Below are 3,538 nucleotides of genomic sequence, written 5' to 3'. Positions count from 1 at the left end.
TGGTGGAGAATGCGTTCCTCGCGCTGAAGCGTTGGCGGGGCATAGCTACGCGCTATGCAAAAAACACGGCTTCCTTTTTGCCGGCAGTTCAAGTGCGCTGCATTGCAATATGGTCTTCTGTCTATTGACGACACTATCTACAATGAACCGCCAAAAATTATTTTTTGCCAAAAGTATTGACAAGATATTTGGGGTATGGTATAAATTAATTAGCACTCGAATTATATGAGTGCTAATAATAGGTAAATATTAATTAAACCTTTGAAAGGAGTTGTTGAACATGGCAGGACTTATTCCCTTCAACCGGAGGTCGCCGTCGTCACCTTTAGGATACGATGGCCTTTACAACATGCTGGACGACTTTTTTTCGGATAGTCTCCTTCCGTACCGCAATTTGGCGAGGGACACCTTCAAAATTGACGTTGAAGAGACCCCTAAGGAATTTCTTATCCATGCGGAGCTTCCCGGCGTAAAAAAGGAAGAAATCAGCTTGGATCTCAATGACGGACGGTTGACTATTTCCGTAAAAAAAGACGAATCGGCGGAGGAAGACGGAAAAACCTATATCCACAGAGAAAGGCGCCTGAGCTCGGTATCCAGAAGCATTTACCTGAACGAGGCCAATCCTGACGGAATAAAGGCCAAAATGGAAAACGGCGTTTTGACCGTCGCGGTCGCTAAAGTGGAACCGAAAAGTAATTCCGTCCAAATTAATATTGAGTGACGGGAACGCACAAAAAAGCGCGGGCAAATTCCCCGCGCTTTTTTGCTTGGGTCGCTCAATCAGCTGTTCGCGGCTTCCTGGAAAAGATCCGGCCCCACCCCGCAAACCGGGCAACTGTCAGGCGGAGCGTCGCCTTCGTGCACATAGCCGCATACGGTACATTCCCATTTTTTCATTTTGTTTGTCCTCCTTTCCGTCAAGGCGCGTCGGCACTCGCTTGATTTTCATCTTCCGGCGGGTTTTGCGCCGCGCTTGGCGAAAAATTCGCTCAAAATCTGAACATTTCGGATAGTTTTAACAGGCTCTAGCCAGCTCCCTGAAAGCGGCGGTAAGCTCGCGCGTAACTTTGCCAGCGACACCTGAACCGATTATTCGCCCGTCCACGTTGGTAACGCCGATTATCTCGGCCGCCGTGCCGGTAAAGAAACATTCGTCGGCGGTATAGACGTTGGTCAGAGTGAAATCTTTTTCCTGGACGGCGTAGCCTTTGTTTGCGGCAATCTCCATGACCGCGCCGCGGGTTATGCCGTTGAGCGCGCCCGTGTGTATGGGCGGAGTATAAATGGCGCCGCCTTTTACGATAAAGATATTGTCGCCGGTACATTCGCAGACCAGGCCCTGGGAATTTAGCATGATGGCTTCAGGGACGCCGGCGTTGCTTGCTTCTATTTTGGCCAGTATGTTGTTAAGATAGTTGAGGGATTTTATCTGCGGGTCGAGTGCGCCCGGAGTGTTGCGCCGGGTGGAGGCGGTTATGACCCTCATGCCTTTTTCATACATTTCCGGGGGATAGATTTGGATTTTGTCGGCGATGATAACCACGCCGGGATGGGGGCATTTATCGGGATCAAGCCCCAAAGTGCCTTTGCCTCGCGATATTATCAGCCTTATGTAGCCATCGGCAAGCTGATTTTTGCGGCAGGTTTCTTCGGTGGCCGCAATAAGGGCGTCTTTTCCCAACGGTATTTTCAGGGCGATCGCTTTCGCGCCGTCGTAGAGCCTGTCAAAATGCTCACGGCATTTGAAGATTTTGCCGCCGTAAATGCGTATTCCTTCAAAAATGCCGTCGCCGTACAAAAAACCGTGATCGAAAACCGATATTTTCGCGTTATCTTCGTCAAAATATTCGCCGTTGACATAAACGAACTTAGCCACGCTATCACTCCTTGCAAAGTCAATATACATTTTAATTATATACCGAAACGCCTGTTTTGTTAAACGATTTAAAATATTTTCCGCGCAAGCGGGAAAGCCGGGGGGAAATATGCCGGCCGGCAGCGCTGCCCTTTTTGAACGGGGTCTATATTTATAGCCGGCGATTTCGATGGCACGGTATGTTTCGCCCGGGCCTGGGGCGATTTTCGCGACAAGACCGGCACAAGAGGGTCGCCAATAAAAAAGCCCTTTTGCAAGGGCAAAATGAGGGGTGTGATAGATAGCGCCGCCAATAGATGGAAGACCATATTGCAATGCAGCGCAATTGAACTGCCACCAAAAAGGAAGCCGTGTTTTTTGCGTAGCGCGTGGCAATGCCACGCCAATGTTTCAGCGCGAGGAACGCATTCTCCACCAAGGGGCGCAACCTGTAAAGATATGCGTTGCAATCCCGCTTCACGCTTCGGTTCTTCTTCGGCGGGATTACTACTTGCATTCCTGCCTTTTGTGCCGCCTCCACTATTACGTTTGCGTCATAGCCACGATCGGCCAGCAGCGCTTCGGCCTCAATGCCTTCAATAGACCTCTCCAATAATTAAGCCGACAACTCAAAATTATAAATGCCGCAAATCAAGGACATTCTAAGCTGGAAACGGTTGCGGCGGTTTCTGTATTTTGTTGGCCGTAATTTTGAACGCCTTGATTTTAGCGTTGATGTTTTCCATGAGAATACGCTCGCATGAGATGCGCCTGTTATCGGCTTTCTCTTCAGGGGTGAGCTCGCCGCCTTTTGGTTTCTTCTTCGGGGTCTCACTGTTCTCGTGAAGCCTAAGTATGCCTTGGCAACCGCTGTCGCACTTTTTTGCTTTTATGCCCCCGCTTATTGCCCTCCCTACACTTTCCCCGTAAAGCCTGAAGTCATGGCAGGAACACTCGGCGTGTGCCGTGCAAATGGTTTCCTTGCTAACCTTGTTTACGATCAGTCGCGTTTTGATGGTATGTTGCTTTTTCTTGCCCGGCAACCTAAACTTCCCGCTCTTTGTCAGCATCTCTTCCAACCACACGACATAATTTTGCGCCGTGCTCTCGCAAATGCCATAGTTAAACCCCAGTTCCGCAAACGTGGCGTATTGGCGCAGGTATTCAAGAGCCATCATCAATTGCAATTCAACAGGCAACCTACTGTGCCGTCCCCGCCTTTTGTGTTTGTCGGCGTATCCCTTGCGCAATGCGCTTAACATTTCTGCAAATGTTGCTTTCCTTACTCCGATTATCCGCTTGAATTGTTCTCCCGTCAGCTTTTGCGACGCATCATATTTATTCATCATACCTTTTTATCGGTTTTTTTGAGGAATTTCTTTAATTATTGGAGAGATCTAATAAGGTTCGTTGTAAAATGAAATGCAACAGAAAAAGAAAACAGAAAACCATAGGGAAAAGCGTCATCATTGAGTTTGACAAGAATAACAATGAAGGGGGCGAAACCCTATGGCTCAAAAATAGCATACAACAAAACGGCGGACATTTCAACACCTGTCAATGAGCGAACGGGGAGAGACAAAAGCGTTTAGCCGGGAGGGATATGGCGCAACGGCGACAGCGGGGAAGATCGGCCGTGACAAAGGGACCGTGAGCCGCAAGATAAAACGCGGGACAGCG

At 49.0% G+C, this 3,538-nt stretch carries 4 protein-coding genes and 2 pseudogenes; 3 read left to right on the top strand and 3 right to left on the bottom strand.

Annotation, left to right across the window (positions count from 1 at the left end):
• Both LBO03_10185 and LBO03_10180 read left to right on the top strand, forming a co-directional pair.
• Positions 1 to 128 (top strand): IS5/IS1182 family transposase (locus LBO03_10185; GenBank protein ID MDR3349941.1); only part of this gene is annotated, 128 nt, incomplete at its 5' end.
• A gap of 152 nt (positions 129 to 280) precedes the next feature.
• Positions 281 to 724, top strand: coding sequence for an Hsp20/alpha crystallin family protein (locus tag LBO03_10180; GenBank protein ID MDR3349940.1), 444 nt, complete (start codon positions 281 to 283; stop codon positions 722 to 724).
• Between the two features lie 294 nt (positions 725 to 1,018).
• Here LBO03_10180 and ilvE read toward each other — a convergent pair whose 3' ends face one another.
• From ilvE to LBO03_10165, 3 genes and pseudogenes are all read right to left on the bottom strand, one after another.
• Complete coding sequence (ilvE, locus tag LBO03_10175; GenBank protein ID MDR3349939.1) at positions 1,019 to 1,879, bottom strand: branched-chain-amino-acid transaminase; 861 nt, start codon at positions 1,877 to 1,879, stop codon at positions 1,019 to 1,021.
• Positions 1,880 to 2,174: 295 nt separating this feature from the next.
• Positions 2,175 to 2,459 (bottom strand): annotated as a pseudogene (locus LBO03_10170) (transposase).
• A 15-nt stretch (positions 2,460 to 2,474) separates the two neighbouring features.
• Positions 2,475 to 3,204 (bottom strand): annotated as a pseudogene (locus LBO03_10165) (transposase family protein).
• 214 nt (positions 3,205 to 3,418) lie between these two features.
• Here LBO03_10165 and LBO03_10160 point away from each other — a divergent pair.
• Positions 3,419 to 3,538, top strand: a 120-nt coding sequence (locus LBO03_10160) for an IS30 family transposase (protein ID MDR3349938.1), incomplete at its 3' end; no start/stop codon positions are given.

It is taken from the genome of Acidaminococcales bacterium, assembly GCA_031290885.1.
Lineage (GTDB): Bacteria > Bacillota > Negativicutes > Acidaminococcales > JAISLQ01 > JAISLQ01.
This window is presented reverse-complemented; position numbering and strand designations above follow the sequence as displayed.